Source organism: Rufibacter immobilis (assembly GCF_003721565.1).
Classification (GTDB): Bacteria; Bacteroidota; Bacteroidia; order Cytophagales; family Hymenobacteraceae; genus Nibribacter; species Nibribacter immobilis.
On sequence record NZ_RJJE01000009.1, the window covers coordinates 1,199,215 to 1,216,872 of the forward strand.

Below are 17,658 nucleotides of genomic sequence, written 5' to 3' on the forward strand. Positions count from 1 at the left end.
GTCTTTCTTATTTAAAAGAGATTACAATCTGCGCTTTCACAATATCACTGTAGGCCACGTACACGGGCTCCAGCATAGATTTCTTATGTTTCACTTTTACTTCCTCAGAGAACAGAATCCCCTCTGGCTGGACCTCTGTGATCTCCCCGGTTTTCTCCACGCCTTCGGCGAAGGTCAATTTGACCATACGGCCCACATTCTTTCTGTAGTGGCGTTCTGAGGTCAGCGGGAAATCCACGCCCGGCGAAGACACCTCAATCACATAAGAGATTTCCTCACCGTAGGTTTCCTCAATGCGTTTGGCAACCTTACGGCTAATGGTGGCGCACTGGTCAATGCTGATTCCCTGGTCACCGTCGGCAAGGATGGTTACCTTAGGCCGCACCGGCGAATCAGATACCTTTACGCTCACAATGAACAGATCTGGTTCTGGCAATGCTGCCTGGGCATATCCTTGAATAATTATTTCCTCTAAAGCCATTCGCAATCTGGGTAACAAATAAAAAGGGGGACTCTCTCGTCCCCTCCATTTCACTTTAATCGCACAAATGTACAAATAAATCCACTGAAACACAAGCAACAGCACAATATGTACGTTACCAGCAGTTTTTTTCCTATTACTGAAAGGGAAAACGCCAGGCTTGGAGAGAGTTCACCTATGAATTAACCTATAGTATACCTAAATAGTTCAAGCTCCAGACTTACCTCTCACCAAAACCTTGAAAGCTGTTTTAGGCCCAATTTTGGAAAAAGAGCCGCTAAACGCAATCATATAATTAAACATATAACGTGCTGGTAATACAAAGAAAGAAGCCCTGCCTGGAGTGAGTACCAAGCCGGGCTTCTTTCTTTTTTTGCGTTTAGGGGCTCTTTTTCTAAAAACAGCCTCTAAACGCAAACATTATGAAAACAGACGGAAGACCACGAAGGCCGAGGCATATGCCAAGCCCGTCATATAGAGCATTTGCAGGATAGGCCATTTCCAGCCTTTGGTTTCGCGGTACACCACGGCAATGGTACTCATGCACTGCATGGCAAACACGTAGAAAATAAGCAGGGAGAAGGCGCGGGCCGGCGTGAAGAAGGGCTGCCCGTTGGCGTCTTTCTCCGCAAGCAGCTTTTCCTTCACGGTGGAAATGTTCTCAGAGTCGCCTACGCTGTAGATGGTGGAGATGGTACCCACAAACACTTCACGGGCCGCAAACGAGGTAAGCAACGCAATGCCCACTTTCCAGTCGTAGCCCAGTGGGCGGATGGCCGGTTCAATGAACTTCCCGAACTGCCCGGCGTAAGAAGCCTCCAGTTTCTGACCGGCCACGTGCGCCTCGGCATCCGCATCCGCCAGGTTCAAAGCAGTTAATTCAGCGGTGGCGCGCTCTTCGGCCTGCTGCATGGCGTTGCCCGGCCCGTAGGAAGACAGCACCCAGAGAATCACGGAGATAGCCAGGATCACTTTACCGGCCTGGAACACAAACGCCTTGCTTTTCTCCACAATGGTGAGACCTACGTTTTTCCAGCGCGGCATTTTGTACGTGGGAAACTCCATGATAAAGTAGCTGCGCTCCTTGGTTTTGAGCACCCACTTCAGCAAAGCCGCCGAGAAAATAGCCGCCAGGAAACCAATCAGGTACAGCCCCATGAGCACCAGCCCCTGCAAACTCAGGAAACCCAGGAAGTACGTCTCCGGCACCACCAGCGCAATCATGACCGTGTAGATAGGCAGACGCGCCGAGCAGCTCATGAGCGGCGTCACGAAGATGGTAATCATGCGGTCTTTCCAGTTGTCTATGGTGCGCGTGGCCATGATGGCCGGCACGGCGCAGGCTACGCCCGAAATGAGGGGCACCACGCTTTTACCGTTCAGCCCGAATTTTCGCATGATTTTATCCATCAGGAACGTGACGCGGGCCATGTACCCAGTCTCCTCCAGAATGGCGATAAAGGCGAACAGAAGGGCAATCTGCGGAATAAAGATGAGCACGCCGCCCAAACCGGCCAGCACCCCATCGGTGAGCAGGTCAATGAGCGGCCCCTGGGCCAGGGTATGAATCCAGGCGTTGAGCGCGGCCACCCCGCCATCAATGAGGTCCATGGGGTAAGCGGCCCAGGCAAAAATGGCCTGGAACATCATGAACAGCACCCCAAAGAAAATCAAGTACCCAAACACCTTGTGGGTGAGCACCTGGTCAATCTTGTTGCTGAACTGCTCGTTGTTCTGGGCTTTGGTCACGCGCATGGCATCCAGCAGCAGGCCATTGATGCGGGTGTAGCGCTCAATGGTCTCGGCGGCTTGCAGCGCGTTAGACTTGAAGCCGTATTTCTTTACCAGCTCGGCAATGTACTCTTTGTCATCTTCTGAGAGAAAAGACAGCTTCTGGTACTGGTGGGCGTAATGCCACGCCAGATAGTCATTGCTCAGCTCAAAATAGTACCTGATCTGGCGCACCATCACCAGCAGTTCATCAGGGATCTGGAAGAAAGTAGGCCGCGGCGCCTCCAGTTGTTGGGAAAGCAGGATTTTAAGCGCGGCAATCCCGCTGCCGGTACGGGCGTTCACGGGTACCACCGGCACCCCCAACTCCTGCTGAAGTTCGGCCACGTCAATCTTTACGCCGTGTTTCTCGGCCACGTCCAGCATGTTCAGGGCCAGCACGGCCGGAATCTTAAGATCGGCGAGTTGGGTGAACAGCAGCAGGTTCCGCTTCAGGTTAGAGGCATCGGCGGTGATGATCAGCACGTCTGGGTAAGAGGCCGCTTTTTTATCGTGGAGCAGGTCAATGATGACCTTTTCGTCTAATGATTTGGGGTAGAGGCTGTAGGTACCAGGCAAGTCAATAACCTGTGCCCTCAGGCTGGGCATTAGGTTGGTCACACCCGTTTTCTTGTCTACCGTTACGCCCGGAAAGTTCCCCACCTTCTGGTTCAGCCCCGTGAAATGGTTGAACAACGATGATTTCCCTGAGTTAGGGTTCCCGATCAAGGCTATTTTAGGAACAGCAGTGCGGGCAGCGGTGGTAGCACGAGGAACAGAAGCCGGGGCCGGCGCAAGAACTTCAGACATAGACTAAGCTTTTAACTTGATGGTAGCAGCTTCGTCTAAACGCAGGGACAGGGTGTAATCGTTCACGATGATGGTAATGGGGTCGCCAAGCGGGGCGCGGCTGTTGAGGATGACTTCCTCACCGGGAATACAGCCCATCTCCAACAGCTTCAAAGACATTTCAGGGTCAGACAGGCTACAGATAATGCCTTTCTCGCCAATCTTCAAATCCCGTACGCTTTTTTGCTCTCCTTGCACCTGATCCTGCTTTATTTAGACTTGTTATAAACAGTTGCAAGGTACAAGGTGTTCCTTTTGATTCCAAAAAGATAGGGATGTTTTGCAGCCTAGCTCCCTAAAAGACTCTTTTTTGTTGACCGGCAGCTCTATTTTGCGTACTTTTCGTTCAAACAACCCCAAAAAACATGTCATTCTTCACTTCTAACAATCCTACGCTTAAAGAGGAAGCTTTTGCCCCAACCACCACTCCGGAGGTTTTAGACGCTCCGGCCATGACGCTGGGCGGCACCATGGGCAAGTCAGCCCTGCTGGTGGGCATTGTGCTCGTGTTCGCGGTGTTCTCTTGGGATCTGTTTAGTTTCATAGGCGTTCCCATTCCCTTCCTGATCTCCATTCCGTTAGTGGGCCTTGGGCTGGCATTCCTGATCTCGTTCAAAAAACACCTGGCTGCCTATATAGCCCCTGTCTACTGCGCCCTGCAAGGACTGTTCCTGGGCGGCGTTTCCGGTATGCTGGAAATGAAATTCCCCGGCATTGCGAACCAGGCCATGCTCTTGACCTTCACTGTGTTTGGCGGTATGCTGCTCCTGTACAGCACCCGGGTCATTAGAGCCACTGACCGTTTCAGGTCAATTATTTACACCGCTACCTTCGGGATATTCTGCTACTACATGGCGGCCTTTGTGCTCCAGTTCTTCGGGGTGGAAATGGCCCTGATCCATAGCAGCGGTACGGCGGGCATTATCTTCAGTGTGTTTGTGGTGGTACTGGCGGCCATGAACCTGATTCTGGACTTTGACACCATTGAGCGCGGCGTAGAATACGGGGCGCCAAAATACATGGAATGGTACGCGGCCTTCGGGTTAACCGTGACGCTGGTATGGCTGTACATTGAGATCCTGCGGCTGCTCTCCAAAATCAACAGCCGAAACTAACCGTTGCTTTCCTCAGATCCATTCATAGCAAAGGGCTACAGACATATCTGTAGCCCTTTTTATTTGTACTCTAGGCAAAGTTTCCCTGCTGCGTTTCCGTTTAGGGGCCGTTTTTCCAAAAAGAGCCGCTAAACAGAAATGCCACGCTAACCTTGCTTCCAGTTCTTTATCACCATCTCACATTTTGGCGCACTCACCAACACTACCTCAGAAAATTGGCTTTAGCTAAACTCTTCCCGTGAAGGACGAATCACGTTTAGGGGCTGTTTTTGGAAAAACGGCCCCTAAACGCTAGGCGTTGAAAAAGACCCGCTTTACCCGCGTACTCACGTTGGTGAGCAGCTCATACGGAATAGTGCCAATGCGGGCGGCAAGCTCTGTGAGCGGCAGTTCTTCGCCAAACACCAGCACTTCGTCTCCGGCGCGCACATCTAAGCCCGTCACGTCTACCATGCACATGTCCATGCACACGTTCCCGATGATGGGTGCGCGCTGCCCGTTGATGAGCACTTCGCCCACCCCGTTCCCGAAGCGGCGGTCATACCCATCGGCGTAGCCGATGGCGATGGTGGCGGTCTGTTTGTGGGTGGTGGCTATGCCCCGGCGGCTGTAGCCCACGGTATCACCGGCTTTGATGGATTTCACCTGCGAGACGGTGGTTTTCAGCTGTCCCACGGTTTGCAGGCTGCTCTGCTCCGACCCCGAAGACTCCACGCCGTACAGCCCTATGCCTAACCGCACCATGTCAAAAGCCGCCTCCTCGCCGAAGCGCACAATGCCCGCCGAGTTGAGAATGTGCTTGGTAACGGAGTAACCCAGCCCCTGCTCCACCTTGGCCGACATTTGCCGGAATCTGGCAATCTGCTCCCGGGTAAAATCATTGTAGAGCGCCTCATCGGCGCCAGCCAAATGGCTGAACACGCTCTGCACCCGCACGTGGGGCACCTGGTCCAGCACGGCTAAAGCTTCTTCCAGCTCGGCGTCATCAAAGCCCAGGCGGTGCATGCCGGTATCCAGTTTCAGGTGAATGGCAGGTGTTTGGGGGCTTTTCTCGGGGAAATAGTCCAGGAACCGGTGCAACAGGTCTGGTGAATAGATTTCGGGCTCCAGGCTGTACTGCTGCATTTTCAGGAAGCTGTCTGGGCTGGGGTTCATGACCATGATGGGCAGCGTGATGCCGTGCTCACGGAGGGCCACGCCCTCGTCTGTGTAGGCCACGGCCAGATAGTCCACGCGGTGGAACTGCAGCAGGTTGCCAATCTCATAGGAACCGGCCCCGTAGGCAAAGGCTTTGACCATGACCATGATTTTGGTCGGGCCCGGAACTTTGGAGCGGTAGTAATTGAGGTTGTGCACCAGCGCGTCCAGGTTTACTTCCAGCACCGTACCGTGCACCTGCTGCTGCAGGGCGGCCACAATTTTCTCAAACTGGAAGATGCGCGCGCCCTTCACCAGAATGGTTTCCTGGCGGAAGGTTTCTGAGCGGAGCTGGCCCAGGAAAGAATCGGTGCCCAGGTAGAACTCGCTGCCCGCCGGGAACAGGTCCTGGTGACGGGTGATGATATCCCCGATGCCAATGACACGGTCTACACCCCGGGCAGTCACCTCCTGCGCCACCTGCTGGTACAGCGCCTTTTCCTCTACCCCGGCCTCCAGTAAATCTGAGACAATGAGGGTTTTCCGGCCACGCCGCGCCTGCTGGCCCAGTACGTCTAAGGCAATGCGCAGACCGGCCAGGTCATTGTTATAGGTATCATCTATGACGTAGCACCCGTTGATAGCTTCTTTACGCTCCAGACGCATGGCCACGGGAGCCAGGCGCTCAAACCGGGCGGGCAGTTCCTCGGGCTTCACACCCAGGTAGAGCAGCGCCGCCAGACAGTGCAGGGCATTTTCCAGCGAGGCTTCATCAGAGAAAGGCAGCACCAGGTCCTGGCCCTGCCCCGCATACCTGAACCTGACCTTGGTTTTGCCCTGGTGCATTTCCAGCACGTTCAGCTGCACCTGGGCCGAAGGATGTCCTTGAGTACTCCACCCAAAACCCGGCAAACCAGCCTGCTGTACCGCCTCCCGCACCGTGGCCTGGTCTGCACAATACACCAATTGCTGCACGTGCTCAAACAGCTTCAGTTTCTCCTCCAGTTTCTGGGCGGTAGACGCAAAACCTTCGTCATGCGCGGGCCCCAGGTTGGTGAACACGCCAAGGGTAGGTTGCAAGACGCTGGCCAGATGGGCCATCTCCTCAGGCTGCGAGATACCGGCCTCAAACACGCCCACGGTATGGCTCTCGTTGATCTGCCACACCGAGAGCGGCACCCCAATCTGGGAGTTATAGCTTCGGGGGCTCTTGACCACGCGTTCAGACACGCTCAACAGCTGCGCCAGCCATTCTTTGACAATTGTTTTGCCGTTGCTGCCCGTGATCCCGATGACCGGAATATGGAACTTGCGCCGGTGGTAAGCCGCCAGCCGCTGCAAGGCCTGCACGCTGTTGCTCACCAGCAGAAAGTTGGCTTCTGGATACGTAGACAGATCCATGAGTCCGGAGGCGTCTTCCACCACAAACTGCCGCACCCCAGCCTCATACAGCTCAGGGAGGTACTGGTGCCCGTCATGGAACTCGCCCCGTATGGCGAAAAACACCGACGACACCGCATTGGCTATTTTACGGCTGTCGGTGAGCAGGTGCTGCACCGGGTAGGCGCCCGGGCACTGGACCAACATACCTCCCGTTACTTGGGCAATTTCTTTGAAACTAAACATGCTGTAGAAATTCAGGTAGTCAAATATACAACAGAAGCAATACCAGTGCACACCGTCTTTCATGCCACTGCCTGGTTACTGGTTTGGCGTTTTGGGCAAGTTTTAGGAAAAAGAGCCGCTAAACGCCTTCCTCTCAGAGAAAAATGTCTGGTTGGGCAAAGGCCACTTCTGTTTTCAGGCGCAGGGACCGGCATATTAGGCAGTGCGGGGCGCAAACTCTACCTTTGTGCTCCTGAAAAAAATATTGTGAGATTTGACCGTTTCCACGGCGCTGCCATCAGTGCCTTCGTTATCTGGGGCTTTATCCCCTTTCCCCTCAAAGCTTTAACCGCCTACCCCAGCAGCCAGATCCTTTACTTCAGGGTACTGGTGGCGGTGCTCACGCTGCTGGTCATCTCTGGCACCACCCGGCGGGAGCAATGGCGCCAAACCATCAACATTTTCAGAGGAAGCAATTCATTTGAGCGCCGGAGGTTTCTGCTGTTCACGCTGCTGGGCGGCTTTCTGCTTACCATTAATTGGCTGGCCTTCATCTATGTGGTGAACCACGTAGACATCCAGACCGGCTCTTTTTCTTACCTGCTCTGCCCTATTCTCACGGCCACGCTGGGCTACCTGATTCTGAAGGAACACCTACGCGTAAACCAATGGATCTCTGTGGCGCTCAGCCTCATGAGTTGCCTGTTGGTGGGTACAGATTCTGTGTACAACCTGCTGTTCAGCCTGGTGATTGCGGCTTCTTACGCCTTTTACCTCATTACCCAGCGGCTGCTCAAAGACTATGACAAGATTGTACTGCTCACGCTGCAACTGCTTTTGGCCTTTGCCTTCATTGGCCCCAGCTACCCCTGGTTTGTGGGGGCCGCGGCCCAACCTATCACGGCGCACTTTGCGGGGCAGATTGTGTTACTGAGCTGGCTTTTCACGGTGTTCCCGCTGTTCCTGAACCTGTATGCGCTCAAAGAACTCAAATCTGCTACGGTGGGCGTGCTCATGTACCTCAACCCCATCATCAACTTCACCATGGCGTTCCTGTACTTCGGGGAGGTGGCCAGCCAGCAGAAAATAGTGGCGTACGGGATAATTTTCCTGTCTGTGGTGCTGTACAACCTGCCCATCGGCAGAAAGCCGGAAAAACTTTCCTGATTTCCTCCGGCCCATGCAACCAATGCCCCGGTTTAGGGCTCTTCTTGGTAACAGTGGTTCCTAAACTTTCCTCTGCATGAAAAACAGCGTCTTCTTTCTGGCCGCGGGCCTTCTTTTAACAGGTTGTGCGCACACAGAAAACCTGGGCACCACGGAGCAGCAGGAAGTAACCGCGTTGGGAATGGCCCTGTCCTTGCCTCTACAGAAGCCCGTAGCGGTGCAGGACATGACCTTGCAGTTGCTGAAAGTGGAAGACAGCCGCTGCCCCATGAATGCCATGTGCATCCGGCAGGGCTCTGCCATAACCTACGTGCAGGTAAAGGACCAGAAAGGGAACGAAGCCACCAAAATCCTGTACCTGGGAGATGCGCTCACCGTGCCCGAAGACCGTGGGATACGGTCGGCAGATACCGTGCAGGTGCTTTTGGGCGGGAAACCCTACCAGTTGATCCTGACGGAGGTGCAGCCTTACCCCAATACTTCTGATGCCCGGCCGGCACCAAAAACCGCGAAAGTGTCTATTGCCGCTTTATAATTTTAAGGGTTGTTTATGTTTAAATTGAGTGGACCCACGGCGAAAGCTGTGGGTTTCGCTTTTCCAGACCATCCGGGGCCGGGGACTAAGGAGCGCGTTTTAGCCCTGATTCTGGAAAAAGAGCCGCTAAACGCAAATTTACAGCTCATACAATTCCAGCGGCAGGCCGTCTGGGTCAGAGAAGAAGCAGAACCGTTTGCCGGTATGTTCATCTACCCTAATTTCCTGCACCTCCACTCCCTGCCCTTGCAGGCTCTTTCTGGCGGCCTCTACGTCTGCCACCGCAAAGGCCAGGTGCCTCAGCCCCGCCGCTTCTGGGTAAGACATCCGCGCCGGCACGTTGGGGAACGAGAACAGCTCCAGCACATAGTGCCCGTTCAGGGCCAGATCAGCTTTATAGGAATCCCTTTCCTGCCGATAAACCTCCCGCACCAGCTCAAGCCCCAGTATCTGCGTGTAGAAACGCCTGGAAATAGGGTAATCTGTGCAGATTACGGCAATATGATGGAGGTGTTGGAGGTCTAGCATGAGGCAAAGGTACGCATTTCGGCTATGCCGAAGGCAAGGACGCGGGCCCAGGCGGATTTAGAACCCATACCCAATCCGGATACCGGAGCTCACTTTCTCGCTCTCCTGGAAGCCCGTCACAAAATCTACCCTGAATACTTTGAACAGGTGCTCCAGGCCTACGCCCACCTCCAGGTAATGCCCGGCGGCGTCTGTATGCAGGTAGTTCAAGCTGCCCACTTCCTGGAGCTTGAGCTTGCGCAGCAGCGGGATCTTGTTCAGGATGAAACCGTTGAAATGGTGGCTGTAGTGCGCCTCCACGTAGGTCTTTTGGGTGCTGTAGCGGTAGTAATCCAACAGCTGGAACCCACTGAAGTCACCGGACAGAATGGTGCGGTTGCCGGAGAAGTGCCGGAAGTCCATGAAGTACATCTCCTTCTTCCGCCAGAACGTACCCACGCTGGCCGAGTAGTTACTGGAGCCCAGCAGGCCTAAATGCAGGTTATCGCTCACGCCCACAGAAACGAAGTCATAGTCAACGTCGCTGCCCAGCACACCGGCTATGCCTTTGCGGTAGTTCAAGCTAAAGGTAGGCCAGGGCGAACCCAGGTTAATTTTCCGGTCTGGGTGCGAAATGTACCTGGTGCCCGGCCGGAACTGGAGCCGGACGCTGGCCACCAACGCCTGGTGGCGCGGGAAGGTGATATATTCCCCCACCTCGGCGTTGTCAGGGTTGTTGGGGCTGAACGTCTTGGAAGCGTGGTCCCGCAGGACATAGTCAGTGGTGTTGAACAGCATCTCGCGCTGGTCATATTCGGCCTGGAACGTGGCCGACAAACCATTGAACAGCTCCCGGTTGTGCCACAGCCGCAGGAAGCTTTTCTGGTACAGCTTGGCGTAATTCTCCTCCCACAGCAGCGTATACACCGTGTTCACAAAGGGCGTGATGGGCTCACTGGGGTTGAACTGACTCACAAAGCGCCCCCCTTCCGCCCCCACGGCGCGGCGCTTGATCAAATCATAATAGTACGTAGCTGACAGCTTGGCCTGGGGCTTCTCATTGCTGAACCCATAGCGCAACGTGGGGGAAATGGTGTACCGCCGCCGGTCCTCAAACTGTTTGGAGTAGTCAATGCGCAGGTTGGCCACCAGCCCTTCTACGGTGTTGTACTGCCAGATACGCGTGATGGGCTCTATGCTGAAACTGGTGCGCTCAAAGGAATTGCGGTACGAGTACCCCGAGAGCAACAGGCTGGTGCCGGAAAATTTGTTGTTCTTCCGGTCCAAAGAATCTTTGTACGGCTTGGAGTCTTTAATGACCTGCAGGCTGTCTTTTTTATGGTAATCCACCACCTCTTCCTGCGTGAGCGGCACGGGCCTTATCTGGGCCCAATAAGCACTGTCACGCGTGTTGGCTTCCTTCTCAATCAGGAGCACCTCCTTTTTCTTGAAGAACTCGGCATCTGGCATCCCTTGGGCGGGAGCGGCGCTTTTCTGGGCTTTGCGTTCTTTACGGGTAAGTTTGGGAGCTGGAGCAGACGCGGCTGCCGGGGGAGTGAGGGTTTGGGCAGGTGCGGCGGCCACCGGAGCCGGTTCCTGCTTCACGAAAGAAGCGGGTTTTATGCGGTACTTGCTGTACACGGCCATAAAATACCCGTTGCCCTTAAACCCGTACCCTTTCACGTCAAACGTAAACTTCTGCGACTGCAGCACCCACACGTTGCCGGGGGCGGGCGTAAACTGCTGCGTAATGCGAAGGGTGTCCACAAACTCAATCTGCTGGTCTTTGGTCACGTACAGGTTCAGGCTTTGCAGACGCCAGTCTCCGTCTACAATGTACAGATAACCAGACACTACAGGATCACTTTTGCGTTTGGGAATTACTTTAATGCGGTGGATGAGGTGTCCGTTGTTCTGGCTACTGCCCACCAGTTCGTATTTATAGAAGAACATGGCATTGTTCGCCAGCGGCGACACAAAACCCCGTTCGTTCACGCCCTGCGCCTTGACCAGGTTCTGGTAAAAATTCACGTTGAACTCAGAGGCCTGGTTAAAGCTGAAGGCCCGGCTGTTGCCGCTCACCTTGGAGGAAATCATGCGCTCCCGGTACTTATTGGGCTGCATGAAGCTCATCTCCGCCACCGACTCAGACAGGTACAGAATACCCGGCTTGAGCCCCGCCGGTACTTTAATGACGCCTAGCACGCGCTTGGGCACGTCAATGAGGCGCTGCAAACCTTTCACATACACCTGCGCCGTATAGGCCTGCACTTCCTTTAGATGGTACTCGCGTTTGGCAATCACCTGTTGCATGATGCCGTACGCCGGATCTTTCCCGCTGAGGCTCACGCGCACTTCGTTCAGGTTGTAGACATCGGGCAGGAGCTGTACGTTGAGGGTAAAAGTTTGCTCTTCTTCCGGCACCTCAAGCGTTTTGGTCTGGCTCTTGTAGCCCACGTACTGAAACACCACCGTATGCTTCCCCGGCTCCACGGCAAACTGGTAGTCGCCCTGCTCATTGGTGGTGGAGCCCACGGTAGACCCCTGTAAATACACGGTGGCAAACGCCAGGCCCTTGCCGGCTTCATCGGTTACCCTGCCCTTAAGCGTACCCGCCTGCGCCCAGCTTACGGCAAGACCACAACACAGCAGGAACACGACGGACAATCGCCGGGAGGCGAACAGAGCCAGAAACACAGAAAGCATAGGCAAAGGGTTTGGCAGCATAACGTGATTTTCTACGGGTATGACATAGGCACATCGGCAAAATATTCACAATGTCCTATGTCTGGCACAGGCGCAGCGCTAGGTGAAGATAAGCAGCAGCACTCTAGCCCTACCGCACGTTTAGCGCCTGTTTTTGGAAAAAGATGCGCTAAACGTCTATTTGGTTGCCTGGGCAGTTTCCAGCTTCCTGAGTTTACGGCTGTACTGCATGTTCAGGACCACGCCCAGCAGCACCAGCGCAATGCCCAGATAGGCGTACAGGTGGAAGGTCTCCCCGAAGAACAGCATGCCTAGCGCCAGCGCGTACAGAATACCAATGTAATTGAGGCTGGCCACCCGCGCCAGCTTCTCCACCTGGTAAGAGCGCGTCATGAAGTACTGCCCCAGCTGCGTGAGAATACCCGTGAGCGAGAGCCAGAGCCAATCGTTTCCCTGTAGCGGCACCCAGTCAAAAAAGCAGAACACCAGCGAGAGCGGCAAAGACACCAGCGGGAAATAAAAGACAATGACCAGCGGGTGCTCGGTCTCGCTCAGTTTGCGCACCGAGTTGTACGCCACCCCAGACAGAAACGCGCTGCCTATGCCAATGAGCAGATAGTACAGCGAAATGCGCGTATCTACCCCCTCAATCACCAGCACCCCAGAGAAGGAAATCAGGAAAAACACCCACTGCCACGGGGCCACTTTCTCTTTGGCGATGAACACCCCCAGCAAAGCGGTGAAGATGGGCGCCAGGTACTGGATGGTGACCGCCCCCGCCAGCGGGATGTTCTGCAACGTGGTATAGAACATGAGCAGCGAAAAGCCCCCCGCCAACCCGCGCATGACCAGAATTGGCTTCCGGTTGCCCCAGGGCGATACCTTGGCCTGCCGAATCATCCCGTAACTCAGCACCAGAGAAATCACTGACCGGAACAAGACCACCTCCATGGGCGGCAGGTGCGCCAGAAACTTCACGCAGACGTTCATAAGCGCGAAGAAGAACGTGGAAAGCAGCATGTACTGGACACCCTTGGTCATAACGGAAAGCGTTGGGAATTGCGGGCGCAAAGGTAGGGGGTTTTCTGGGGGAGAAGCGCAGATTTTCCAGTTTTCCCTCCCAGTTGCATGCCTTTTGGCAAACTGTTTTTGCCTACTTTTGGTTAAGAAGTTATACTGCTTTAAGTATTCTCACCAACGTTTTTGCCTGTGTTCAGCCCCAAGAAAAAGAAAGTCTACACCAAGAAAGAGGCGCTGCCTAAAATTGCCGCCTACTGCGCCTACCAGGAACGCACCCAGAACGAGGTACGCGCCAAACTGCTGGACTACGGACTGGACCTGGACGAGGCCGATGAACTGGTCATTCTGCTCACGCAGGAAAAACTGCTGGACGAAGAACGGTACGCCCAAGCATTTGTGCGCGGCAAATACGGCTTAAAGCGCTGGGGTCGCCGCAAGATTCAGCTAGGGCTCAAAGCCAAAGGCCTTTCAGACTACTGCATCCGGAAGGGCATGCAGGAAATTGACCCCGATGTGTACTGGCAGAACCTCCTCCACCTGCTGGAAAAGAAAAACCATTCTGAAGGAGAGCGCAACCCGCTGGCCCGCCGCCAGAAGATCCAGTACTTCCTGCAAAGCAAAGGCTATGAACTAGACCTGATCCAGGACGCGTGGCGCGAGCTGGGCTTGAGTTAAAAATAGCATGTCGTTTAGGGGCTCTTTTTCTGAAAACAGCCCCTAAACGACATTGGCTTACCTTTTCTTGAGTACCGGCGGAGGGGCCATGGTTTCCTGCGGCATGAGGTAGACTTTGCGGCCGGTCATGTTCTCCAGCATAGGCTTCAGAATTTTCTCGGCGTTCACGGAGGTTTGCTTCAGAATACCGCTGTTGAGCGCCGCCTGCTTTACGTTCGCCTCGGCGTATTTATAGCCTTCGTCCACCAGATCGGCATCCCGGAAATAGGTGTTCTCCTTGCTGAAGACTTTGGACTGGGTGTGGTCTATGCGGTAATAGCAAATCTCAGGGGCCGGCAAACTCACGTGCAGCACCGAGTCGCCAATAAAATGCAGATCACTGGGCTTTAGTTTTTGCAGGTCAATACAGCCCACGGCTTCGCCGCCCACAATGAGCGCCACTTTAGAGTCGGGCAGAAACCGGGACACTTCCTTCTTGTATTCCACCACATCTTTAAAGTTGAACCGCACCAGTTCCAGTTTGCCCATTTCCTCAATCTTGGTGAGCACGGTATTATGGTTTATCTCTACGCGGGGTTCCTCCTTGGGCGCCAGGAAATCCCGCACCGGGGTAAGCAGAAAACGCCAGGCTAACCCCACCGCCACCAAAAGCAGCACCCAGGGAATAAGCTTACGAAGCACAAAAAGTAGACGCATTGACAAAAGATAGATGTACCCTTCTATATGCGAAAACCTTGCCGAAGGTTTTCTTTACCGTTTAGCCGCCGTTTTTTCAGAATTTGGCCCAAAACGGCAGAACCTCCGCAAGCCCCTGAAATTTTGTACCTTTGAAGCACCTCCGGCAGGTTAACTCTATGACAAAGATAACGGCGACAAAGGCCCTGCTGGTGCTGGGTTGGCTTCTACTGCAGTTCCTGCTTTTTCAGCACTACGGCGTGCGGATTGTGTATGACAGCCACCGGTTTATTCTTTTCACCAATGAGGTATTGGCGGGCCAACCGGTTACCTACCCGCAGGTGTGGCGTTACGTGGGGTACCCAGGGTTTCTGCTGCCCTTCTTTGGGCTGGGCGCCTCGCTGCAACTAGTGGTGGCGGCGCAGATGGCGGTCTCGGGTCTGGCGGCTTTTTTCCTGCACAAGGCGGCCAAACACCTCACCGGCAACGCCTGGCTGGCCCTCCTTGCCACCGCCCTTTATGCCCTCAACCCCGATCTACAGGCCTGGAACTGCTATATCCTCACAGACTCCCTGTTTACCAGTTTTTCTACCATCTGCCTCAGTCTGTTGCTCCTGCCCAAGCGCCGTTCTCTCTGGATCGGGTTTGCGCTTACGCTTCTCTGGGCCGTGCTGGTGAGGCCGAACGGTTTCATCTTACTGTTTGCAACGGCCACCTATTTAATCTCTACCTACAGGCCGTTCAGGGCGTACAATAAATGGGTTTTAGGCACCGTGGGGCTGCTGGCGGCGGTTGGGTTTTATGTTGTGCTGGACAGGTTTCTGCTGAAGGCCTTCATGCTCATGATCCCGTATGAACGCGGCGACCTCATTTATGGCTATTACGGCTTTGTCCTGAACCAGTACCACCAGCCCCAGATGCCGCCTCCCACGCTTACCCAACTGGGGCAAGTACTCTGGTTTTTCTGGTACAACCCCCTGTACTTTCTGGGCATGGCCCTGCTGAAAGGCTTTTTCTTTTTTGCGCACATAAAGCCGTTTTACTCGCTGGCGCACAATGTAGCCATTATCCTTTTTCTGGTGCCCGTGTATGCTTTTGCCTGGGCTGGTTGGCGGCGCGGTCAGCTGCCAACATCTGTAAAAGCGTTGCTGCTTACGCCGGTTCTGTGGCAGGCAGGCATTACTATGCTCACCATTGAAGACTGGGATGGCCGATGGCTTTATCCGGTTTTACCATCGTTTCTGCTGTTGGCTGCGGTGGGAGTGCAGTCGCGTTTTCCGTTGGTCTTTAACCGTTCCGCCCTTGGCTCCTAAGCTCTCCTCCCGCTTATCAGCCTGGCGAAATATGGGCCTGGTGGCGCTTCCGGTGGTGGTCTGGTTCCTGCTGCAATGGTTTCTCTACCGAAGATCAGGCATCCAGATCCCGGCCGACGCGATTTTCCGCTACATCCCCTATGCCCAGGAAATTGCGCAGAACTTCCATTATGACCTGGGCCAGGACATCCGGTACGCGGGCTACACGTCTGTAATGGCGCTGTTCATGAAAGCGGGGTTACCGTTTGGGTATCTGGTGGGGTTTCAGGTGTTGCTTTCTTTGGTGGCCTTATTTCTGGTGCAGCGCATGGTGGTAGTGCTTACCAACAGCCGTCTCTGTGCCTTTGCGGCCGCGTTGCTGGCGGCCTCCAGCCAGGATATACAGCAGTGGAATTTCTATCTCTTAACCGAATCCCTTTTCACCAGCACCCTGGTCTGCTGCGTAGCTGTTCTGGTGCTTTGCAAGACCCGGAAGATGCGACTGCTCAGCCTCCCGCTGTGGCTGTTCCTCTGCCTGGTGCGGCCCAACGGGTTCATAGCCGTAGCCGCGGCGGCGGTTTACTATCTGGCGGAATATCTGGAACGGGCATCCCCCCAGGACCGCCGAAGAATGTTCTGGGCGGTGGGCGGCGTGGGCGTACTGTTTCTGTTGCTCCTGAACCAGCTGCTGGGCCCCTTTACCCTGGTAGAGACGTACGCCCGCGGCGAGATTATTTACGGCACCGCCTACTCCAGTCTCACGCCACCGGGGTCCACCATGTACCGTCTGGTGCCACCTAGTACGCTCCAGATGCCGCCCGCAGATGCTCCGGCGGTGGAAAAACTTGCGCTTTTCTTTTGGTACAACCCTGTTTATTTCCTGAAGTTGGCTTTTGTGAAGGGGGCTGTCTTTCTGGCCTTCGCCAAACCATATTTCTCCAAGGCGCACAATGTCTTCATCTTCTTCACGGTTTACCCCTGTTATCTTCTCTCCGGCTGGGCTCTGCGCCGTAAGAGGAATGCGCCGGCAATACTGGCTTTCTTCACCATTATAGGCCTACAGACACTCATGGTCATGTTCACGGTGGAAGACTGGGACTGCCGGTTTATGGCTCCCATACTGCCGTTCATTTTCATGCTGGCCGCCGTAGGTGTAAAGCAGATCTGGGGGCACCGCCTCCCCGCCTGGGACAAGATTCACCCAAAGATAGATTAGTCTATAAAACCCAGATTTAGGTTATACCGCTGCGCGTAGCCAGCCCAGCCCTGCTGCCCGCCGGTGTGCACCGCCACTAATTTTGTGCCGCGAGTAAAATAATCCTGCATGATGAGGTCAAACACGCCATAGAGCATTTTTCCGGTGTATACAGGGTCCAGCAGAATGCCCTGCGTGGCATGAAAGTCCTGAATAAAAGTGAGAAGCTCCGGAGTATGCTTGGCGTAACCGCCGAAATGATACCCGGTCTGTAACTCCCAATTCTGGTAGGCTTGCCCGGTATACGCCTGCACCAGTTGAGCGACTTCAGGCTGCAGAAACTCGCCTCCCTTGAGCGCCGGGAAACCGAGGATACTTCCCTTCCCCTTGGCTCCCGCCACTATACCGGCCAGGGTGCCGCCGGTGCCGGCCGCCACGCAGAGCACATCCCAGGGCTGGGTCAGTTCATACACTATCTCGGTGCAGCCTTTTACGGCCAACAGGTTGGTACCGCCTTCGGGGAGCAGGTAGGGTTTAGGGGCCGCTTTTTCAATTTCGGCCCGAAACTGGAGGTCGTTCCGAAGCCTGTATTGAGTGCGGTTGAGGTACCGCAGTTCCATTCCGCAGCCGGTGGCGTACTGCAGCGTGGGGTTTAGGGGAAGGATTTCCTCGCCTCTGATGTAGCCCAGCGTGGCAAACCCGTACTCCTGCCCGGCAGCGGCCACCGCCGCGATGTGGTTGGAGAAAGCGCCGCCAAAGGTGATCAGTGTCTGGGCTTGTTGTTCCTGCGCGGCCCTAATGTTGTATTTGAGTTTCCGCCATTTGTTGCCCGGAATACTGGGGTGCAGCAGGTCTTCGCGCAGCACCGCTACCTCCACCCCTTTCTGGGTGAGTACTGGATCTGAAAGTGGTTGCAGAAACACAGACAT

The 17,658-nt window shown here is 54.8% G+C and carries 15 protein-coding genes; 6 read left to right on the forward strand and 9 right to left on the reverse strand.

Annotated features, from left to right (window positions below; genetic code table 11):
• Positions 1-7: 7 nt before the first annotated feature.
• The 3 genes from EFA69_RS12160 to EFA69_RS12170 form a co-directional block, all read right to left on the reverse strand.
• On the reverse strand, positions 8-481 hold the full coding sequence (locus EFA69_RS12160; RefSeq protein WP_123133323.1) for a ribosome maturation factor RimP: 474 nt from the start codon (positions 479-481) through the stop codon (positions 8-10).
• 420 nt (positions 482-901) lie between these two features.
• The gene (feoB, locus tag EFA69_RS12165) at positions 902-3,061 is read right to left on the reverse strand and encodes a ferrous iron transport protein B (protein ID WP_123133324.1); all 2,160 of its coding nucleotides are present in this window, start codon (positions 3,059-3,061) and stop codon (positions 902-904) included.
• A 3-nt stretch (positions 3,062-3,064) separates the two neighbouring features.
• The gene (locus EFA69_RS12170) at positions 3,065-3,298 is read right to left on the reverse strand and encodes a FeoA family protein (RefSeq protein ID WP_123133325.1); all 234 of its coding nucleotides are present in this window, start codon (positions 3,296-3,298) and stop codon (positions 3,065-3,067) included.
• A 167-nt stretch (positions 3,299-3,465) separates the two neighbouring features.
• On the opposite strand from EFA69_RS12170, the gene EFA69_RS12175 reads away from it, so the two are divergent.
• Positions 3,466-4,215, forward strand: a complete 750-nt coding sequence (locus EFA69_RS12175; protein WP_123133326.1) for a Bax inhibitor-1/YccA family protein — start codon at positions 3,466-3,468, stop codon at positions 4,213-4,215.
• 291 nt (positions 4,216-4,506) lie between these two features.
• Here the strand turns inward: EFA69_RS12175 and EFA69_RS12180 are convergent, their stop codons facing one another.
• Positions 4,507-6,978, reverse strand: a complete 2,472-nt coding sequence (locus EFA69_RS12180) for a bifunctional UDP-N-acetylmuramoyl-tripeptide:D-alanyl-D-alanine ligase/alanine racemase (RefSeq protein ID WP_123133490.1) — start codon at positions 6,976-6,978, stop codon at positions 4,507-4,509.
• Between the two features lie 246 nt (positions 6,979-7,224).
• Here EFA69_RS12180 and EFA69_RS12185 point away from each other — a divergent pair, with 246 nt between their 5' ends.
• Both EFA69_RS12185 and EFA69_RS12190 read left to right on the forward strand, forming a co-directional pair.
• Positions 7,225-8,124, forward strand: coding sequence for an EamA family transporter (locus tag EFA69_RS12185; RefSeq protein ID WP_245964558.1), 900 nt, complete (start codon positions 7,225-7,227; stop codon positions 8,122-8,124).
• A 76-nt stretch (positions 8,125-8,200) separates the two neighbouring features.
• Positions 8,201-8,659: a hypothetical protein gene (locus EFA69_RS12190; RefSeq protein ID WP_123133327.1), complete on the forward strand. Its 459-nt coding sequence runs from the start codon at positions 8,201-8,203 to the stop codon at positions 8,657-8,659.
• 138 nt (positions 8,660-8,797) lie between these two features.
• On the opposite strand, the gene gloA2 is transcribed toward EFA69_RS12190, so the two are convergent.
• From gloA2 to EFA69_RS12205, 3 genes are all read right to left on the reverse strand, one after another.
• Positions 8,798-9,187, reverse strand: coding sequence for an SMU1112c/YaeR family gloxylase I-like metalloprotein (gloA2, locus tag EFA69_RS12195; protein WP_123133328.1), 390 nt, complete (start codon positions 9,185-9,187; stop codon positions 8,798-8,800).
• Positions 9,188-9,244: 57 nt separating this feature from the next.
• The gene (locus tag EFA69_RS12200; protein WP_123133492.1) at positions 9,245-11,872 is read right to left on the reverse strand and encodes a DUF5686 and carboxypeptidase regulatory-like domain-containing protein; all 2,628 of its coding nucleotides are present in this window, start codon (positions 11,870-11,872) and stop codon (positions 9,245-9,247) included.
• Between the two features lie 177 nt (positions 11,873-12,049).
• The gene (locus tag EFA69_RS12205; protein ID WP_245964559.1) at positions 12,050-12,913 is read right to left on the reverse strand and encodes a DMT family transporter; all 864 of its coding nucleotides are present in this window, start codon (positions 12,911-12,913) and stop codon (positions 12,050-12,052) included.
• Positions 12,914-13,081: 168 nt separating this feature from the next.
• Between EFA69_RS12205 and EFA69_RS12210 the strand changes: the two genes are divergently transcribed.
• A complete protein-coding gene (locus tag EFA69_RS12210; RefSeq protein ID WP_123133494.1) occupies positions 13,082-13,567 on the forward strand; it encodes a regulatory protein RecX in 486 nt (161 codons plus the stop codon).
• Between the two features lie 57 nt (positions 13,568-13,624).
• Here EFA69_RS12210 and EFA69_RS12215 read toward each other — a convergent pair whose 3' ends face one another.
• Entirely contained in the window at positions 13,625-14,263 is a 639-nt protein-coding gene (locus tag EFA69_RS12215) for a DUF4230 domain-containing protein (protein ID WP_123133329.1), read from the reverse strand.
• Between the two features lie 158 nt (positions 14,264-14,421).
• Here EFA69_RS12215 and EFA69_RS12220 point away from each other — a divergent pair, with 158 nt between their 5' ends.
• Both EFA69_RS12220 and EFA69_RS12225 read left to right on the forward strand, forming a co-directional pair.
• Positions 14,422-15,555 (forward strand): hypothetical protein, encoded by a 1,134-nt coding sequence (locus tag EFA69_RS12220; protein ID WP_123133330.1) that lies wholly within the window; start codon positions 14,422-14,424, stop codon positions 15,553-15,555.
• On the forward strand, positions 15,545-16,750 hold the full coding sequence (locus EFA69_RS12225; RefSeq protein WP_148041341.1) for a hypothetical protein: 1,206 nt from the start codon (positions 15,545-15,547) through the stop codon (positions 16,748-16,750). Before EFA69_RS12220 ends, EFA69_RS12225 begins: the two co-directional genes overlap by 11 nt.
• Here the strand turns inward: EFA69_RS12225 and EFA69_RS12230 are convergent.
• The gene (locus EFA69_RS12230) at positions 16,747-17,658 is read right to left on the reverse strand and encodes a 1-aminocyclopropane-1-carboxylate deaminase/D-cysteine desulfhydrase (RefSeq protein WP_123133332.1); all 912 of its coding nucleotides are present in this window, start codon (positions 17,656-17,658) and stop codon (positions 16,747-16,749) included. The two genes, EFA69_RS12225 and EFA69_RS12230, sit on opposite strands and share 4 nt — an antisense overlap.